The organism is Desertibacillus haloalkaliphilus (assembly GCF_019039105.1).
GTDB lineage: Bacteria > Bacillota > Bacilli > Bacillales > KJ1-10-99 > Desertibacillus > Desertibacillus haloalkaliphilus.
Genome location: NZ_JAHPIV010000492.1, coordinates 1 through 348, shown reverse-complemented (window position 1 = coordinate 348; position 348 = coordinate 1). Strand labels below are relative to the sequence as shown.

The window sequence follows — 348 nt, the reverse complement described above, 5'->3', positions numbered from 1 at the left end:
GGGAAGGAGAGAAAGAGGGGAGGAAAAGGAGGAAAGGAGGAGAAGGAGGAGAAAGAGGGGAGAAGAAGGGGAAAAGGGGGGGGGGGGGAGAAGAGGGGGAGGGGGAGGGGGGGGGGGGGGGGGGGGGGAAGGAGAGGGAGAAAAAAGAGAGAGAAAAGAGAAGAGGAGGAGGAAGAGGAAGAGGGGGAGAAGAGAAAGGAAAGGAGGGAGGGGGAGAGAGGAAAGGGAGAGGAGAGGAAAAAGGGGAAGGGGGAGGAGGGGAGGAAAGAGGGGAGGAAGAAAAAAAGGGGGGAAAGAAGGGGAGGGAAAAAGAGGAAGAAAAGGGGGAGGAGGGGAGAGGGGGAAAAA

The 348-nt window shown here is 58.3% G+C and carries 1 protein-coding gene; it reads left to right on the top strand.

What is annotated here, in order from left to right:
* Positions 1 to 348 (top strand): hypothetical protein (locus KH400_RS30305; protein ID WP_217228586.1); only part of this gene is annotated, 348 nt, incomplete at both ends.